The following is a 16,583-nucleotide window of genomic DNA, read 5'->3' on the forward strand; positions in this document are numbered from 1 at the left end:
CCCGCGGGTTAGCGGAAAGCCTTTACCGTCGGTCACAAACAATTGGCTATAAAGTCGTAATCTTTCCCACGTTTGGGAATTCTGACCCAGCACTGCGGCATCTCGAATTTTGTGCCATTTCGCTTTGCTAAAAATCCGTTATGACGTCTCTTACGGTAGCTGCGTCATGCTGGACACGGTATGAAGCAATGTTTGCGTGACAGGCGTACTGCTTGGCCGTGGCTAACATCGGCTTCGGCGATGGCACGCGATCAAGCGGCGATAAATCGAAACTGCCAGTAACCAATGGCAATATTCTTGCACGTAAATAAGAGATTGCCGCGCGGCTTTCCCGACGCATCGGTATTGCATCGATTTCCTGGCCGGGCTAACCTTGGTCCGCGCGTGAGGTGCCGAGGTGTGTCACCCACGGCGTCCGGGCGGTCGAGTTGAGTTCGTCACAGCGCAGTGCGACAAGACTGGCTAAGTGTTAGCCTCCGCGCATAGCAATGAATTTGTCTGACTCGCAGTTTCTGTTCAGAAACGAGATGCGGTAACGGCGTAGCCAGCTAGTGACTAAATCTGTAGGGGAATGCGTTGCTGAAAGTGTGCAGATGCGTCGATTTTGCACAGGGCGCCGGCGTCGTGGTCGACAGCGTCGCGGTCGTGCCGTGAGTGCCCGGATAGAGCTCATGACCATGTTCAACAGCGAACTCGTCGACATCGTCTGCATCGGATCGGGCAGCGCTTGCCTGGCCGCCGGCATCGCCGCCGCCGACGCCGGCCAGTCTGTTTTCGTGGCCGAACCGCGTCGACGGACACCGCAGATCGGGTCCCTCGCCGAAGCTGAGGAGTCCTGGGCCGCGCAGCTGCAGAAGTACTGGGGCGCCAACGAGTTTGATGGACCCACCACCGCCTACCTCCGAGAGCTGACAGACGAGCTCGGTCCGGCGCGCCGAACCCACGCCACCGGCCAGCTGCCAACCGCTGCCGTGCGATCTTTCGGAGAAGCCGCCACCGACCGGCGGGCGCCGGTGCCACCGTTCTATGGACACGCGTTGGCGGACTGGGCGCGCGACTGCCTGAACTCGCCGTTCGGTCTGGTGTTCAGCAGGTTGTCAGCGTTGTCGATGTCCGAAATGCGACTGCAGGACGGCACGTCGATCCTGGCCAGCGTCGTCGCGGACATTCCTTCGGCTCGGCGGTCCGGGCTGACCCTGCGCCATTGGCTGCGGGATGTGGCCAAAGAGCGCGGCGTAAAGATCCACGGTTCCAGCGCGATTCAGCAACTGATCTTCAACGACGGCCAGCCCGTCGGGGCCATGGTCGACACACCCGACGGCGTCCGCCACGTGCGGGCCCGCCATGGCGTGCTGCTCGGCACCGGCAACTCGGTCTCTGATGATCTGCTCGCCATGCACCCGGCGTCGGTGCTGCGCGAGGGCAGGCTGTCCCTGGTGAGCAGGAGCGCGAGTCGGTTCGCCCGGTTGGAACTGCTGACCACTGCCGAGAGCATGAGTCTCTGCGCACCGCAGGGTCAGCTGGCGTGACCTGACGAGCGGTTCACCACCGCTGCGCCTCATGCCGCAGCTGTGCGGCCAGCGCCTCGGCGCGTGAGCGCGCCGCACCAAGATCGTGGACGTCGCCGCACCGAACTTCGATGTAGCACTTTACTTTCGGCTCTGTTCCCGACGGCCGCACGACCACTCGGATCGTGGTCGGTCCATCCTCGCCCGAAAAGACCACCGCGTCGGTGCGCAGCGGCCCGGTCGCATGCCGGAGATCGGTCAGCGTCACGTCGAACCCTGCGAGTACATCCGGTGGCGCCGTGCGCAGCCGGTCCATCATCGCGTCGGCCTCAACGGAATTCGCGACTTGCTGCGATACCGTGGTCGTGGTGTGCACACCGTGGCGGCGAGCCAACTCATCGAGCGCATCGAGCACCGTGTGACCCCGACGCTGGAGTGCGACCACCAGATCACATATCAGCACCGCAGCGCTGATGCCGTCCTTGTCGCGTACGGACGCGGGATCGACGCAGTGCCCGATCGCCTCTTCGTACGCGTAGACCAGCGTGGAGGCCGGCAGGTCGAGGTCGGCGCGTGCCAGCCATTTGAACCCGGTCAACGTCTCCACATGACATGCGCCGTGCCTGGCGGCGATGGCCGCGAGCATTCGCGACGACACCACCGAATTCGCCACCACAGTGGCCGCCATGACGGGGCCGGGTTCGATCTGGGAGAGGATGTAATCGCCTAGCAACCAACCAGTTTCGTCGCCGGTGAGCATCCGCCAACCATCGGGTGTGGGTACGCCGACCGCGCATCGGTCCGCATCGGGATCAAGCGCGACCGCGATGTCGGCGTCGCTGTCGGCGGCCAGTTTCAGCAGAGCGTCCACGGCGCCCGGTTCTTCGGGGTTGGGTAGCGCCACCGTGGGGAAGTTCGGATCGGGGGCGAACTGACTGTCGACGACGTGTACGTCGTCGAAGCCGGCACGAACCAGCGCGTCGAGCACGAATTCCCCGCCGACACCGTGCAACGGCGTGAGCGCTACTCGTACCGATCCGTGGGTGTGTCGCACCTGGGCCGCGCGTTCGACATAGCGCTGAACGACGTCGACGCCCGAGGGGGTGACCGCCTGCCGGCGAATCTGGTCCGCGTGCGGGGCGTCGGCCATTGCCTGCTCGATCTCCCGGTCGACCGGCGGCACGATGGGGAACCCGTCGTCGAGGTAGACCTTGTAGCCGTTGTCGGTCGGGGGATTGTGTGACGCCGTGATCTGGATGCCCGCGACCGCACCGCCGTGCCGGACAGCGAACGCGACGATCGGAGTGGGCACCGCGGTGAACATCAATTGCGGGGAAAATCCGTGAGCGGCAAGCACTTCAGCGGCGGCGAGGGCGAAGTCGTCAGAGCCGTGCCTGGCGTCGCGGCCGACCACGACTTCGTGGCCCTGCAGGCCGCGGTCGGTGAGCACCTTGGCGAGGGCCCAGGTGGCGCGCAGCACAACCGCGAGGTTCATCCCGTTCGGTCCTCCGCGCAAGGGCCCGCGCAGTCCGGCGGTCCCGAACGTCAGGGGATGCGCGAACCGCTCGTCGAGATCGGCCTCGGTGCATTCGAGAAGTTCGGCGACGGTGCTCGGGTCGGGATCGTGTGCGATCCACTCCTGTGCGGCGGTCGAGGTCCACTCTCGCGCTGTCATTCGTTCAGTGTGCCCACTTTGGAGTCGGCATATGCGAGCTTGCGCAGCACCGGCGCCACGAGCATCACCAGGTCGAACTCGAGCTCCGAGAGATTGTCGCGCATGGTCGCTTGGAGCCACGCGTCGCGCTCGGCGCGATCGGCTTCGAGTAGTTCGGCGCCTGCGGGGGTGATCTCGGTGAGTTGGCGGCGGCGATCGACCTCATCGGGTCTGCGCGCGATCAGCTCGCGGCTCTCCAGCGCGTTGATGCTGTCCGTCAGCGACTGCACCCGGACGCCCAGCCGGACGCCGAGCTCGGCCGGGGTGGTCACGCCGGCGCGGCTCACCTCTGCGAGCAGCTGCATCTGGCTGAGCGTCAGCCCGTGATCCGGGCGGTGTCGGCGCATCTGCTGATTGACGGCGACGATCGATTCCCGCAGCTCGGTGGCGGCAGATCTGCGTGCGGGCTCAGAGTCGTCCATATACAAGTTATACCTTGGTAATTATCGGTAGTCCATGACAGTAATCGCAAGTTGCGTCGTAGACTTAGTAAGAGGATATTTGTAATCAATGGTGATAAGAACATTGCTCAGATGGTCGCTGCTGGTAGCGGTGACCGTCGCTGTCACCTATCCGCTGACCCTGGTTGGGGTGCCGTCGGCAGCGCTGTTCGCCGCGCTTGCCGTCGGCATCGCATTGGCGCTTTCGTCCCTGGCCCCCACCCGGGTACCCCGTCCGGCTGGCATCGCTGCGCAGGGCGTACTCGGCGTGTACATCGGCACGATGGTCGACCAGGACGCCGTTCACGCGCTCGGTCCGCACTGGCCGATCGTCATCGCCGTAGCGGTCGCCACTCTGTTGCTCAGCGTCGTGTGTGGTGCGCTGCTGTCGTTGCACCGCGACGTCACTCCACTGACGGGGTCACTGGCGCTCGTGGCCGGCGGCGCGTCCGGACTGGTCGCGATCGCCCGTGAGCTCGGCGGTGACGACCGCGTCGTGTCGGTGGTGCAATACCTGCGCGTGGCGTTGGTGACCGCGTCGATGCCCGTGGTGGTGACGCTGGTGTATCACGCCGACAGGTCGCATCCCGGCGCCGCCATGACCCAATCCGACTCCGCTCCTTGGTATCTGAGCCTCGGCATGCTCATCGCACTCGTCCTGGTCGGCGCCACCGTCGGCAAGCTGATCCGGGTGCCCGGCGCGGGGCTGCTGGGGCCGCTGGCGCTGACGGTGCTCCTCGAGGTGACCGGCCTGGACTTCGGCTTGTCGGTGCCGATGGTGCTGGTGCAGCTGGGCTATGCGTTGATCGGGTGGCAGGCCGGGCTGGCCTTCACCCGCGAGTCGATGCGCGCGGTGGGACGCATACTGCCGACGGCCATCGGCCTCATCGTCGTGCTCAGCGTCGCGACGGCCGGGCTGGGCGTCGTGTTGGCGCACTTCGCAGGACTCACCCCCCTCGAGGGCTATCTGGCCACCAGTCCCGGAGGCGTCTACGCCGTATTGGCCACCGCCGTCGAGACGGGATCCAACGTCACGTTCATCATCGCCGCGCAGGTGGTGCGGATCCTGCTGATGCTGTTCGCCGCGCCGCTGTTGGCCCGCAGCATGGTGTGGCTGAAATCCCGGCTCACGCGTCAGAGCCGGGCGATGACCCCGGCGAGCAGGGAGCCCATCAGCGTCGCGGACTGACGGCCCGCCTCCAACACCTCGCCGTGGCTCAGCGGCTGACCCGTCATACCCGCCGCGAGGTTGGTCACCAGCGACACCGCCAGCACCTGTGCGCCGGCGGCGCGCGCAGCGACGGTCTCGTGCACGGTCGACATCCCGACGAGGTCCGCCCCAAGCGTGCGCAGCATCCGGATCTCGGCCGGCGTCTCGTACTGGGGTCCGTTCAAACCGGCATAGACGCCCTCGGCGAGCGTTGGGTCGATCTCGCGGGCGACGGCGCGCAGCCTGGGGGAATAGGCGTCGACCAGGTCGACGAAATGCGCGCCGACCAGCGGTGACCGGCCCGTCAGATTGAGGTGGTCGCTGATCAGCACCGGTTGTCCGACGGCGAAATCCTCACGCAGGCTGCCCGCCGCATTGGTCAGCACGATCGTGCGCGCACCGGCCGCACACGCCGCGCGCACGGGATGGACAACATGGCGCAGTTCGTGGCCTTCGTAGGCGTGGATTCTGCCGACGAACACCAGCACCCGACGGTCGCCGACGCGCAGCGACAGCATCTGGCCGCCGTGCCCCTCGGCGGTGGGTGGAGTGAATCCGGTCAACTCGGCGACCGGTACCACCGCGACCGGATCGCCGAGTTCGTCGACCGCGGGCGCCCAGCCCGAACCCAAGACAATCGCGACGTCGTGCTGGTTGACGCCGGTGCGCGCGCGGATCTGTGCCGCCGACTCGGCGGCAACCGCATCCGGCGTCGTCACGGTGGGCAGCTTAACCGTCGAATCGGCATTCATCGGTGCAGTGAGATACTGCGAGGATGCCCAGAGCCACCGCGTCGAGTTGCGTCGAGGACGCCGTCAACCGACGCCGCGGTGATCTGGTCGAGCTGTCGCACTCGATTCATGCCGAACCGGAACTCGCGTTCGCCGAACACCGCAGCTGCGCGAAGACGCAGGCGCTGGTTGCCGACTTCGGTTTCGAGATCACGAAGGGGCTCGGCGGTCTGGACACCGCCTTCAGGGCCGACTACGGCAGTGGGCCGTTGGTCATCGGGATCTGCGCCGAGTACGACGCGCTGCCCGGCATCGGACATGCCTGCGGCCACAACATCATTGCCGCATCGGCGGTCGGCACGGCGCTGGCGCTGGCCGAGGTGGCTGACGAGCTCGGGTTGACGGTGGCGCTGCTCGGGACTCCCGCCGAGGAGGCCGGCGGTGGAAAAGTCTTGCTGCTCAACGCGGGAGCATTCGACGACATCGTCGCCACCGTGATGCTGCACCCCGGTCCGCTGGACATCGCGGCCGCGCGTTCGCTGGCGCTTTCTCAGGTCGCGGTCGACTACCGCGGGCGAGAATCGCACGCCGCCGTGGCGCCGTACCTGGGCATCAACGCCGTCGACGCGATCACCGTCTCGCAGGTCGCGATAGGGCTGCTGCGTCAACAGCTCGCGCCCGGCCAGATGATGCACGGCATCGTCACCGATGGCGGACAGGCCACCAACATCATTCCGGGCCACGCCCAGATGCAGTACACAATGCGGGCCAACGATGCCGCCTCGCTGCGTGAACTCGAGCAGCGGATGTCCGACTGCTTCCTCGCGGGTGCCGTCGCGACGGGCTGTGACTACACGGTGGCCGAGACCGAGCCCCCCTACGACGAGCTGGACCCCGATTCCTGGCTCGCCGACACCTTCCGCGACGAGATGGTGCGGGTGGGCCGCACGCCGGTGCCGGCCGAGGTCGAAGCGGCGTTCCCGCTGGGCAGCACCGACATGGGCAATGTCACCCAGGTGATGCCCGGTATCCATCCGATCGTTGGGATCGACGCGGGCGGTGCGTCGGTGCACCAACCGGCGTTCGCGGCGGCGGCAGCAGGCCCCGGCGCGGACACGGCGGTGGTCGAGGGCGCGATCATGCTGGCTCGTACGGTGGTCAGGCTCGCCGAGACAGCGGCCGAACGAGATCGCGTGCTGGACCTGAAGGCGAGGCGAGCGGCATGAGTCTGCAGGACGCAACCGAAACCTGGCTCGACGCCCACTACCCGGACCTGGTCGCATGGCGCCGCCACATGCACGCCCACCCCGAGTTGGGGCGTCAGGAGTTCGCCACCACCCAGTTCGTCGCCTCGCATCTGGCCGACGCGGGCCTCAACCCGAAGGTGCTGCCCGGCGGCACGGGTCTGACGTGTGACTTCGGACCCGAGCATGGACCCAGGATTGCGTTACGCGCCGATATGGACGCGCTGCCGATGGCCGAGCGCACCGGCGCTCCGTACGCGTCGGTGGTTCCCAACGTCACCCACGCCTGCGGACACGATGCGCACACCTCGATCTTGTTGGGCACCGCCCTGGCTCTGGCGTCGGTGCCGGAACTACCCGTCGGCGTGCGGTTGATCTTCCAGGCCGCCGAGGAGCTGATGCCGGGCGGCGCGATCGACGCCATTGCGGCGGGAGCGTTGTCGGGGGTGTCGCGTATCTTCGCGCTGCACTGCGATCCGCGGCTGGCCGTCGGCAAGGTCGCGGTTCGGCCCGGTCCGATCACCTCGGCCGCCGATCAGCTCGAGGTGACGCTGCACTCGCCCGGCGGGCACACATCGCGACCGCATCTGACCGGGGACCTGGTCTACGGAATCGGCACCCTGATCACGGGCGTCCCGGGGATCCTGTCCCGGCGAATAGATCCGCGCAACAGCACGGTGATGGTGTGGGGTGCGGTCAATTCGGGCACCGCGGCCAACGCGATTCCGCAGACGGGCACCTTGGCGGGCACCATCCGCACGGCAAGCCGGGATACCTGGGAAACGCTGGAAGATATTGTGCACGAGGCGATTACATCGCTTTTGGCGCCGCTGAACATCGACCACAGCGTGCAGTATCGGCGGGGGGTGCCGCCGGTGGTCAACGAGGAGATCTCGACACGCATCGTCACCCATGCGATCGAGGCGATCGGTCCCGACGTGCTGTGCGACACCCGCCAGTCCGGTGGCGGTGAGGACTTCTCCTGGTATCTCGAGGAAGTGCCCGGCGCGATGGCGAGGCTGGGGGTGTGGTCGGGTCGCGGGCCGCAGTTGGATCTGCACCAGCCGACATTCGACCTCGACGAACGCGCGATGGCAGTCGGGGTGCGGTTCTTGGTCAACGTCGTCGACCAAGCGGCGCAGTTCTAGGTGGTGTCCCCTCTCCCCGCGAGCGGCCGTGTTCCCCTCGCAAGCGGTGGGCCCAGTACGCCGACACGCCGGTAACCGCGTACATTTCGGGGCCGCTCGTCTCCTGTCACTGTCCACAAATCTCGACCCATCCACAGATGGTCGCCAGGCCCTGCTGCTCGAGCGTGCGCTATCCGATGCTGTTGACCCATGGATCCAGAACTTCAGCTGCTGTTCGATAGGCAACGAGGCGTAGCGACGAGCCGTCAGATCCTGACGTACATGACCAGGCGTGCATTCGAGTCTGCAGTGGATTCCGGTGTCCTGGAGCGAATTTGGCAGGGCATCTATTGTCTCGGTGAACCGGACGACGGTCTGCGCCTACGCGGACTCGATCTGTCCTGCGGAACCACGGTCGCCGCCTGTCTCGGCACCGCCGCGGCGATGTACGGCTTCGACACCGAAGCGCCGGCCGACCTTCATGTGCTCAGTCCGCCGAATTCGCACCTGCGATCGGCCGATGGACTGGTGGTGCATCGTCGTGACGGTGCGCCGCTGAACGTGGTTGACGGCCGTCCGGCGACGGCCCCCGCCTGGACGGCGGTCGATGTGGCGCGCTCACTGTGGCGGCCGCGTGCCTTGGCGACGCTGGATGCCGCGCTGCGCAGCGGTACGTGCGCGCGACCAGAAATGTGGCGAGCAGCGATTGAACAGGCAGGGCGCCGAGGCATCGTTGCCGTCCGGGACCTGATCCCGCTGGCTGACGGGCGCGCGGAGTCGCCCATGGAGAGCGAGGCGCGGTTGGCGATGATCATCGGTGGCCTGCCCATTCCCGAGCTGCAATACGAGATCATCGACGGAAACGGCGAGCTCAGACGCGTCGATTTCGCGTGGCCGGAGCAGCGAGTTGCCGTCGAATACGACGGTCTCGATTGGCACAGCGGGCCCGATGCCATGCGCCGCGATCGTAGGCGCACAGCGGCGCTGCTGGACGCCGGTTGGACGGTCATCGCGATCGTCTTTGAGGACGTCCGCTATCGCAGCAAGGAGTTCGTGGCTCGTATCTACGCGCAGTTGCGGCGCGCTGAGGCCGCGTGAGGGACCGCTGAATGCACGCAAATTGCGGCGTGTCGGCGTACAGACACGGTCATCCCCTACTCACGTGTGGGCCCACGCGGAAACCGGCCGGCTAGGTACCCGGCCCGATATTGCGGGCCGGGCGGGTGCGCAGACTGTGCACGTATTCCTCTGGCGCACCGGCAATTTCAGCGGCATCGGCCATGACGCCGATATAGCGCGCCGAGGGCAGGCCGCCCTCCCACGCGTCGACCACGTACAGCCACGCGAGCACCGGCTCGAAGCTGGTGTCTGACGCGGTGCGATGCACGCGACATCGGATTTTCTTGTGGATCCCGAGCTCTGAGCCCTCCCAGCGATCGAGGTTCTGCTCGTCGTCCTTGGTCATGTCGTAGAGCACGACGAACACGCTCGACGTGGGATCCTCGACGACGGTGGCCAGCGCGCCCTCCCAGCCGATGTCCTCGCCGCCGAACGTCAACCGCCAGCCGTGCAGCCACCCGGTTCCGGCCATCGGCGAATGAGGCGCCCGCTCCAACATCTGCTCTGGATGCATGTTGGATCCGTAAGCGGCGTAGAGCGGCACCAGGAAACTCTAAGGCTTACCGTGCCGGCTTCGCCGACAGGCTGGGCGATCAACGGTCGGCTTGGCTAGCGTTGAGCCCGTGACAACGCGCATCGTCATCATCGGCGGCGGCCCCGCCGGCTACGAGGCCGCACTGGTGGCCGCCGCCCGCGGACCCGAGGTAGCCGAGGTCACCGTGGTCGACGCCGACGGAATCGGCGGTGCCTGCGTGCTCTGGGACTGTGTCCCGTCCAAGACGTTCATCGCCTCCACTGGCGTCCGCACCGAGCTGCGTCGCGCCTCGGGCCTCGGGTTCGACATCGCGATCGAGGACGCCAAGATCTCGCTCGACCAGATCCACAACCGCGTCAAGACGCTGGCGAAGTCGCAATCCGCCGACATCGGTCATCAGCTGCTGCGCGAGGGTGTCACCGTCGTCCACGGACGCGGCGAGCTGGTCGACGACACCTCGGGCATGGCCCATCACCGGGTCAAGGTCACCACGGCAGGCGGCCGGGTCGGCACCCTCAAAGCCGACGTGGTGCTGATCGCGACGGGGGCCAGCCCGCGGGTACTGCCGAACGCGAAGCCCGACGGTGAGCGGATCCTGAACTGGCGCCAGCTCTACGACCTCACCGAACTGCCCGAGCATCTGATCATCGTCGGGTCCGGCGTCACCGGCGCCGAGTTCTGCAACGCCTACACCGAACTCGGCGTGCAGGTCACCGTGGTCGCCAGCCGCGACCAGATCCTGCCGCACGAGGACCGCGACGCGGCCGCCGTGCTCGAGGAAGCGTTCGCCGATCGCGGCGTGAAGCTGGTCAAGAACGCCCGCGCCGACTCGGTGACTCGGACTTCCCGCACGCGAGGAGGACAAAAAGCAGAAGACGGCGTGCTGGTCACGATGGCCGACGGCAGAACCGTCGAGGGCAGCCACGCGCTGATGACGGTAGGTTCGGTGCCTAACACCTCGGGCCTGGGGCTGGAGAACGTCGGTATCGAGCTGGATTCGGGCAACTATTTGAAGGTCGACCGGGTGTCGCGGACGTCGGCGTCGGGGATCTACGCCGCGGGCGACTGCACCGGTCTTCTGCCGCTGGCCTCGGTGGCCGCCATGCAAGGACGCATCGCGATGTACCACGCGTTGGGCGAGGGCGTGACGCCGATCCGGCTTCGCACCGTCTCCGCGGCGGTGTTCACCAGGCCCGAGATCGCCGCGGTCGGGGTGCCGCAGACGGCCATCGACAGCGGCAGTGTGCCTGCGCGCACGCTGATGCTGCCGCTCAACACCAACGCCAGAGCCAAGATGTCGCTGCTGCGTCTGGGCTTCGTGAAGATCTTCTGCCGCCCGGCGACCGGGGTGGTCATCGGCGGCGTCGTCGTCGCCCCGATCGCCTCCGAGCTGATCCTGCCCATCGCCCTGGCGGTGCAGAACAACCTCACCGTCACCGACCTGGCGCAGACGCTTTCGGTGTACCCCTCGCTGTCGGGATCGATCATCGAGGCCGCACGCAGACTGATGGCACACGACGATCTGGACTGAGTCCACGTAACCTGGGACAGGGCGAACGTACCGACCAGTAACTAGGAGCCATTTCAGTGAGCGACCCGATCCCCGCGAACGGGCAGACACTGCTGAGTCCGGAGCAGCGCGCAGAGGCCTGGGAGCGCCTCGGCAGCGAGCAGTTCGACGTCGTCGTCGTCGGTGGTGGGGTGGTCGGCGCGGGTGCCGCCCTGGATGCGGCGACGCGCGGCCTCAAGGTGGCCCTGGTGGAGGCGCGCGACTTCGCGTCCGGCACGTCGAGTCGCTCGTCGAAGATGTTCCACGGCGGCCTGCGCTACCTCGAGCAGCTGGAGTTCGGGCTGGTTCGCGAGGCGCTGCACGAACGTGAGCTCTCGCTCACCACGCTGGCGCCGCATCTCGTCAAGCCGCTGCCGTTTCTGTTCCCGCTGACCAATCGGGTGTGGGAGCGGCCCTATATCGCGGCGGGGATCTTCCTCTATGACCAGTTGGGTGGCGCGAAATCCGTTCCGGCGCAAAAACATCTGACGAAATCCGGCGCACTGCGGTTGGCGCCCGGGCTGAAGCGGTCGTCGCTCATCGGCGGTATTCGCTACTACGACACCGTGGTCGACGACGCGCGCCACACCATGACCGTCGCGCGCACCGCGGCGCACTACGGAGCGGTGGTGCGTACCTCGACGCAGGTCGTGGCGCTGCTGCGCGAGGGCGACCGGGTCGTCGGCGTCGAGGTGCGTGACTCCGAAAATGGCCGTGTGACTGAGGTGCGCGGACACGTCGTCGTCAACGCCACCGGCGTGTGGACCGACGAGATCCAGGCGTTGTCGAAGCAGCGCGGGCGATTTCGGGTGCGGGCGTCCAAGGGCGTGCACATCGTCGTTCCGCGCGACCGCATCGTGAGCGAGGTGGCGATCATTCTGCGCACCGAGCAGTCGGTGCTGTTCGTCATTCCGTGGGGCACGCACTGGATCATCGGCACCACCGACACCGACTGGAACCTGGACCTGGCCCATCCGGCGGCGACCAAGGCGGACATTGACTACATCCTCGAGACCGTCAACACCGTGCTCGCGACGCCGTTGACACATGACGACATCGACGGCGTGTACGCCGGTCTGCGTCCGCTGCTGGCAGGTGAGAGCGAGGAGACGTCCAAACTCTCGCGTGAGCATGCGGTGGCGGTTCCCGCGCCCGGCCTGGTGGCGATCGCCGGCGGCAAGTACACGACCTACCGGGTGATGGCCGCCGATGCCATCGACGCTGCGGCCGAATACGTTCCGGCCCGGGTGGCGCCGTCGATCACCGAAAAGGTGCCGCTGATGGGCGCCGACGGTTACTTCGCGCTCATCAACCAGACCGAACACGTCGGGGTGCATTACAAGTTGCATCCCTATCGGGTGCGGCATCTGCTCGACCGGTACGGCTCGCTGATCGGTGAGGTACTGCAGATGGCTGAGGGCCGCCCCGACCTGCTCACCCCGATCACCGAGGCGCCGGTGTATCTGAAGGTGGAGGCGTGGTACGCGGCCGCGGCCGAAGGAGCGCTGCATCTGGAGGACATCCTGGCGCGGCGGATGCGCATCTCGATCGAGTACCCGCACCGCGGCGTGGACTGTGCGCGCGAAGTCGCCGAAGTGGTTGCGCCCGTGCTGGGTTGGAGTGACGAGGACATCGACCGTGAGGTGACGACTTACCTGGCGCGTGTCGAGGCCGAGGTGCGCAGCCAGCAGGAACCCGACGATGAGTCCGCCGACGCGCTGCGGGCCGCCGCGCCGGAGGCGCGTGCCGAGATCCTCGAACCGGTACCGCTCAATTGAGGCGTCCCGCACCGTTGCCGGTCCGCGACGGACTGGGCCCGGCACGGGTGCGGTTGCGGGGCGGATCGGTGCTCGTCGAGTTGGCCTCGCGGTTTGGGGAGGGTGCCGCGGCCAAAGTGCTTGCGGGCGAGGTGGTGTGCGCTGACGGCAGCGTCGTCGGGGTGGGAACGGTTCTGCCGCCCGGTGCCTTCGTCTATCTGTATCGTGAACTGCGCGAAGAGATTCCGGTGCCGTTCGACATACCGATCCTGTATCGCGACGAGGACATCGTCGTGGTCGACAAACCGCACTTCCTGGCGACGATGCCGCGGGGTAGGCACGTCGCGCAGACCGCCACGGTGCGCTTGCGGCGTGAACTCGACCTACCCGAGCTGTCGCCGGCGCACCGATTGGACCGGCTGACGGCGGGCGTGCTGTTGTTCACGGTGCGGCGCGAGGTGCGCGGTACGTATCAAACGATGTTCGCGCGGGGGCTCGTCGACAAGACGTACCTGGCGCGCGCCGATGTCGATCCGGACGCCGCACTGCCCACGGTGCTGCGCAGCCGGATCGTCAAGCGCCGTGGGCAGTTACAGGCGGTCGAGGAGCCTGGAGAACCGAACGCTGAGACACGGATCGAACATCTCGGCGAGGGCCTGTACCGGTTGACGCCGCGAACCGGACGCACGCATCAGTTACGAGTGCACATGGCGTCGCTGGGGCTGCCAATCGACGGTGACCCGTGGTACCCCGAGGTGGTTGACGTGGCGCCCGACGACTTCTCCACGCCCCTGCAACTGCTGGCCCACACGCTTGAGTTCGACGATCCGCTCTCCGGTGAGCGGCGGGTGTTCGTCAGTCGACGATCGCTAGCGTGAACCCGCGGCGATCACCGCGCGGTTGCGCCCCGCGACCACCGGCAGATCGACCTTCATGATCTGCCGGTCATAGGTCAGGTAGCCGTTGACCTCGTTTTCGACATCCGTTGTCTGCGTGTAGATCGCGCCTGACAAGCCGATCTCGCGAATGACCCGCTCGACGTCCAGGCTGACCTCTACATAGCGCTGGGTCAGTCGTTCCTTGCTGTCGGTCATCTCGTAGGCCATTGGCGGACCGGGCCACCGGTTGGCCTCTTCGATCAGGCCCAGGCCCCCGTACTCGCCGTTCACGGTCACCCTGCCGTCGCGCACCATCGGCCGACCCGGACCCACGTAGGTGTGGTCATCGAAGATGTCGCCGGTCCGGCTGTCACCGCGCGACTTACAGCAGTTCGCCCCGCTGTTCGGGACCACCATCCGGGTGCGGTCCACGGCCTTCACCGCCCTGGCGATCCTGGCCGTGTCGTACTCGCCCCAGCCCTCGTTGAATGGCACCCAGCCGACGATCGACGTGACACTGCTCAGCTGATGGACCATCTCGGACAGCTCGTTTTCGAAGTGCGCCTGGGCGTCCCGACGCGGAGTCGGTGCCGGCCCCGTCGGGATGTCGAGCGACACGTCCAGCGACGGCATGTCCTGCCACACCAGCAGTCCCAGCTTGTCGGTCCAGTAGTACCACCGCGCGGGTTCGACCTTGGCGTGCTTGCGGACGAAGTTCATGCCGAGCGCCTTGATCTGCTCGAGGTCGAACCTGAGCGCATCGTCGGTGGGTGCGGTGTAGATCCCGTCGGGCCAGTAGCCCTGATCCAGCGGACCGTGCAGGAACGTGATCTTGCCGTTCAGCGCCATCCGCGCTCGGCCCTGCGCGTCCTTCATCGTGCTGATCGTGCGCAGGCCGCCGTAGCTGGACACCTCGTCGACCACCTTGCCCGACCGGGTCACCAGCCGCGCCGTAAGATCATAGAGGTACGGATCTTCGGGCGTCCACAGATGCGGGGACGGCACCAAAAGGCGCAGTGTGGCACCCGGCTTTCCCGACGCACGCGCGACGACCTCGCCGCCGGGTTTGGAGACGACGACTTCGGCGCGCTGATCGCCCGCGCCCGAAACGCGCGGCGTCACAGTGAAACTGGTCAGATCCGTCGTGATGTCGAGCTTCTCGATATGCGCGGCCGGCACCGGCTCCATCCACACCGTCTGCCAGATGCCCGACGCTCCGGTGTAGAACAGTCCGGCGGGGTTGTACCGCTGCTTGCCGACGGCGAAGCCGCCCCTTTCGTTGCGGTCCTCGACGCGCACGGTCAGCTCCTGCGGTCCCGATGGGCGCAGCGCGCTGGTGACGTCCGCGCTGAACTCCGTATAGCCACCCTCGTGACGCGCCACCTGCTTGTTGTTCACCCAGACAGTGGCGATCTGGTCGACGGCGCCGAAGTGAAGCAGCACATGCTGGTTGTCCCAGTCCCGAGGGATCTCAAACACCTTGCGGTACCACATTTGATCGTCGTGGCGCTGTATCCCCGACAGCGCGGACTCCGTCGGAAACGGCACCAGGATCTGCTCGCGGTAGTCGCGTTCCGGCGGCGGCGCGGTCGCCCCGGCCTTGGCGGGCCTGCCGGTGTAACCCCACAAACCGTTGAGGTTCAACCATTTCTCCCGCGCGAGTTGCGGGCGCGGATATTCGGGCAGCGCGTTGTTCGGCCCGACCAAGCCGGTCCACCTCGTCGACAACGGCGGCGTCTTAGGCTGCCAGACGTCGGCCGCATGGGCCGGAGTGGTCGCGATCGTGAGGCTGCCCAGCAGTACGACCGCCACAATCAAAGTGATGCGGACGAGTCGAATCCTTGTCATCGCGTGGGTGCCGGGCGGGTACGACCGGTGGCGCGAGCAGGCATGAACATCCCCCAGGATCGAATGAATCAGGACCTGACGTGCGGCGCCTACCTCGAAGGTCCCCCGGCACACCGATGCGTCGCAGCAAACATAGCGGGAAGTGGTCGCCGACGGAAGTGGGGGAGCCTGGCAATTTCCGAAGAATCCTGTGACGCAGGCGTTCACGATGCCGACGCGATCCTGCGTGTGGGGCGTGACGATAAGGCCTGGAAAAGCTATCTAGCTGGGCATTGTCGACGGGTATCCGAGTTGCGAAGGTCGCCAAGAGTGGATCCCGGCTCTCAGCGAACCGCCATGCGGTCCTGCCGGCCGGCTGACGCTGATGCGGGCCGGTGAACAGTTGCGACGTATATCACACAGCAAACGGGTGGCGGCGGGTGGGTGACACTTTCGGCCGATGCCGATCCACCTGTCCGTCAACTCGCCCTGGTCTTTCCGGTCGTGATGCGCGTGCGGGTGCGACAATTTCTTGCGCGCCGTCCTATCGGCGCCCGTTTCAGAGGAGCGAACGTGCGCAAGACATTGCTCTGTGCCGCGGCGGTGCTGTTCGTGGGCGGTTTGGTGAATGTGGGCACGCCCACCGCCGATGCCACACTGTGCGGATCCGTCGGCGGCAGGTTCGTCGACGTGACCGGCTGCAGCGACCCGTTGGCCTATCTCAATGACGCACTTCCCCCGCCTCCGCCGCCCCCACCACCGCCCCCGCCGCCGCCTCCGCCGGGCGCACCTCCGCCTCCACCTCCGCCCCCGCCACCGCCACCCCCACCGCCGCCGCCCTACTACGCACCGGTGGCGCCGAACGTCGATGTCTGCGCCAGCGTGGGCCGACGCGTCAGCGTCAGTGGTTGCATCTAGCGTGAGCTCGCCTCAGCCCGGTTGAT

General features: G+C 66.7%; 14 protein-coding genes. 9 read left to right on the plus strand and 5 right to left on the minus strand.

Annotated features, from left to right (window positions below):
* The first annotated feature begins 650 nt into the window (after positions 1-650).
* A complete protein-coding gene (locus G6N42_RS28485; RefSeq protein ID WP_232076403.1) occupies positions 651-1,529 on the plus strand; it encodes an FAD-binding protein in 879 nt (292 codons plus the stop codon).
* 13 nt (positions 1,530-1,542) lie between these two features.
* Here G6N42_RS28485 and G6N42_RS28490 read toward each other — a convergent pair whose 3' ends face one another.
* Complete coding sequence (locus G6N42_RS28490) at positions 1,543-3,183, minus strand: phospho-sugar mutase (protein ID WP_163735989.1); 1,641 nt, start codon at positions 3,181-3,183, stop codon at positions 1,543-1,545.
* Positions 3,180-3,644 carry a MarR family winged helix-turn-helix transcriptional regulator gene (locus G6N42_RS28495; protein ID WP_163735993.1) on the minus strand — a complete coding sequence of 155 codons (465 nt, stop codon included), beginning with the start codon at positions 3,642-3,644 and terminating at the stop codon, positions 3,180-3,182. Before G6N42_RS28495 ends, G6N42_RS28490 begins: the two co-directional genes overlap by 4 nt.
* 88 nt (positions 3,645-3,732) lie before the next feature.
* Here G6N42_RS28495 and G6N42_RS28500 point away from each other — a divergent pair, with 88 nt between their 5' ends.
* A complete protein-coding gene (locus G6N42_RS28500) occupies positions 3,733-4,851 on the plus strand; it encodes an AbrB family transcriptional regulator (protein WP_174262187.1) in 1,119 nt (372 codons plus the stop codon).
* Here the strand turns inward: G6N42_RS28500 and G6N42_RS28505 are convergent.
* Positions 4,797-5,591: a purine-nucleoside phosphorylase gene (locus G6N42_RS28505; protein WP_163735997.1), complete on the minus strand. Its 795-nt coding sequence runs from the start codon at positions 5,589-5,591 to the stop codon at positions 4,797-4,799. The two genes, G6N42_RS28500 and G6N42_RS28505, sit on opposite strands and share 55 nt — an antisense overlap.
* A 56-nt stretch (positions 5,592-5,647) precedes the next feature.
* Between G6N42_RS28505 and G6N42_RS28510 the strand changes: the two genes are divergently transcribed.
* The 3 genes from G6N42_RS28510 (at position 5,648) to G6N42_RS28520 (ending at position 9,072) form a co-directional block, all read left to right on the plus strand.
* Positions 5,648-6,829 carry a M20 family metallopeptidase gene (locus tag G6N42_RS28510; RefSeq protein ID WP_163736000.1) on the plus strand — a complete coding sequence of 394 codons (1,182 nt, stop codon included), beginning with the start codon at positions 5,648-5,650 and terminating at the stop codon, positions 6,827-6,829.
* Positions 6,826-7,995, plus strand: coding sequence for a M20 family metallopeptidase (locus tag G6N42_RS28515; protein WP_163736003.1), 1,170 nt, complete (start codon positions 6,826-6,828; stop codon positions 7,993-7,995). The genes G6N42_RS28510 and G6N42_RS28515 overlap by 4 nt, the downstream gene beginning before the upstream one ends.
* 189 nt (positions 7,996-8,184) lie before the next feature.
* On the plus strand, positions 8,185-9,072 hold the full coding sequence (locus G6N42_RS28520; protein WP_163736006.1) for a type IV toxin-antitoxin system AbiEi family antitoxin domain-containing protein: 888 nt from the start codon (positions 8,185-8,187) through the stop codon (positions 9,070-9,072).
* Between the two features lie 91 nt (positions 9,073-9,163).
* Here G6N42_RS28520 and G6N42_RS28525 read toward each other — a convergent pair whose 3' ends face one another.
* Positions 9,164-9,637 carry a gamma-glutamylcyclotransferase family protein gene (locus G6N42_RS28525; protein WP_163736009.1) on the minus strand — a complete coding sequence of 158 codons (474 nt, stop codon included), beginning with the start codon at positions 9,635-9,637 and terminating at the stop codon, positions 9,164-9,166.
* Between the two features lie 79 nt (positions 9,638-9,716).
* Here G6N42_RS28525 and G6N42_RS28530 point away from each other — a divergent pair, with 79 nt between their 5' ends.
* The 3 genes from G6N42_RS28530 to G6N42_RS28540 are packed head-to-tail and all read left to right on the plus strand — an operon-like array spanning position 9,717 to position 13,812.
* The gene (locus tag G6N42_RS28530) at positions 9,717-11,159 is read left to right on the plus strand and encodes an NAD(P)H-quinone dehydrogenase (protein WP_163736013.1); all 1,443 of its coding nucleotides are present in this window, start codon (positions 9,717-9,719) and stop codon (positions 11,157-11,159) included.
* 56 nt (positions 11,160-11,215) lie between these two features.
* Complete coding sequence (locus G6N42_RS28535) at positions 11,216-12,955, plus strand: glycerol-3-phosphate dehydrogenase/oxidase (protein WP_163736016.1); 1,740 nt, start codon at positions 11,216-11,218, stop codon at positions 12,953-12,955.
* Positions 12,952-13,812, plus strand: coding sequence for a pseudouridine synthase (locus G6N42_RS28540; protein WP_163736019.1), 861 nt, complete (start codon positions 12,952-12,954; stop codon positions 13,810-13,812). Before G6N42_RS28535 ends, G6N42_RS28540 begins: the two co-directional genes overlap by 4 nt.
* Here the strand turns inward: G6N42_RS28540 and G6N42_RS28545 are convergent.
* Positions 13,804-15,660, minus strand: coding sequence for a glycoside hydrolase family 2 protein (locus G6N42_RS28545; RefSeq protein WP_163736022.1), 1,857 nt, complete (start codon positions 15,658-15,660; stop codon positions 13,804-13,806). The genes G6N42_RS28540 and G6N42_RS28545 overlap by 9 nt on opposite strands.
* Before the next feature lie 552 nt (positions 15,661-16,212).
* Between G6N42_RS28545 and G6N42_RS31515 the strand changes: the two genes are divergently transcribed.
* Entirely contained in the window at positions 16,213-16,557 is a 345-nt protein-coding gene (locus tag G6N42_RS31515; protein WP_163736026.1) for an RNA-binding protein, read from the plus strand.
* Positions 16,558-16,583 lie beyond the last annotated feature (26 nt).

Origin of the sequence: Mycobacterium gallinarum (genome assembly GCF_010726765.1) — a bacterium.
GTDB lineage: Bacteria > Actinomycetota > Actinomycetes > Mycobacteriales > Mycobacteriaceae > Mycobacterium > Mycobacterium gallinarum.

Coding starts and splice junctions, on each gene's coding strand:
- G6N42_RS28490 (WP_163735989.1), bottom strand. CDS start 3,183: ATGACAGCGCGAGAGTGGACCTCGACCGCCGCACAGGAGTGGATCGCA.
- G6N42_RS28495 (WP_163735993.1), bottom strand. CDS start 3,644: ATGGACGACTCTGAGCCCGCACGCAGATCTGCCGCCACCGAGCTGCGG.
- G6N42_RS28500 (WP_174262187.1), top strand. CDS start 3,733: ATGGTGATAAGAACATTGCTCAGATGGTCGCTGCTGGTAGCGGTGACC.
- G6N42_RS28510 (WP_163736000.1), top strand. CDS start 5,648: ATGCCCAGAGCCACCGCGTCGAGTTGCGTCGAGGACGCCGTCAACCGA.
- G6N42_RS28515 (WP_163736003.1), top strand. CDS start 6,826: ATGAGTCTGCAGGACGCAACCGAAACCTGGCTCGACGCCCACTACCCG.
- G6N42_RS28520 (WP_163736006.1), top strand. CDS start 8,185: ATGGATCCAGAACTTCAGCTGCTGTTCGATAGGCAACGAGGCGTAGCG.
- G6N42_RS28545 (WP_163736022.1), bottom strand. CDS start 15,660: ATGACAAGGATTCGACTCGTCCGCATCACTTTGATTGTGGCGGTCGTA.